The sequence below is a fragment of the Bradyrhizobium sp. genome (genome assembly GCF_016462955.1).
GTDB lineage: Bacteria > Pseudomonadota > Alphaproteobacteria > Rhizobiales > Xanthobacteraceae > Bradyrhizobium.
The window spans coordinates 49,874-50,512 of record NZ_JAEMSD010000005.1; the positions used below are offsets into that span (position 1 = coordinate 49,874).

The 639-nt window shown below is 64.0% G+C and carries 2 pseudogenes; both read right to left on the reverse strand.

The features are described from left to right. Positions 1-292: pseudogene (locus JHD07_RS01400) on the reverse strand (DNA-binding protein); the annotation flags it as partial. A 23-nt stretch (positions 293-315) separates the two neighbouring features. After that, positions 316-639, reverse strand: a pseudogene (locus JHD07_RS01405) (alcohol dehydrogenase); the annotation flags it as partial.

Genomic DNA, 639 nt, shown 5'->3' on the forward strand with positions numbered 1-639 from the left:
GGCCAGCGCCGTCGACCTTCACGGATCCATCCGGCTCTTCCGTGATCGCGACGACGCGGCGATAGATCTGCGGCGCCAGCGGCCGGTTGATCCTGATTTCCTCCTCGCAGGCCGCCTTTCGCTTTTCGAGGGTCGAATAATCGAGGAACGGAAACCGCACGGCGCGTTTGATCTTCAGCGCGCGCTTTGCGTCCAGGAATACCGAGGCGCCATGCGTGTCGATCCGCCTCACGCCCGGATGGTCCGTCAGCATCTGGAAGATCCGGTCCTGAGCCGCTGTTTCATCCTTCATCGAAGCGGACATTGGAAGCACCATCAGGGCGTCAGCACGGCCGCGCCGAGAATCTGGCCGCTCCGCAACATGCTTAGGACCTCATTGGCCCGATCGAGCGGAAACGCGGTCGTCTCCGTTCGCACCCCGGCCTGCGGCGCGACCTTGAGAAAATCGACGCCATCCTGCCGCGTCAGGTTGGCGACCGATACCAACTGCCGTTCCTGCCACAGCAACTCATACGGAAAGCTTGGAATGTCGCTCATGTGGATGCCGGCGCAAACGACGCGACCGCCCTTGCGGACGGCTCGCAACGCCGCCGGGACCAGCTCTCCGGCGGGTGCGTAGATGATGGCGGCGTCCAGCGG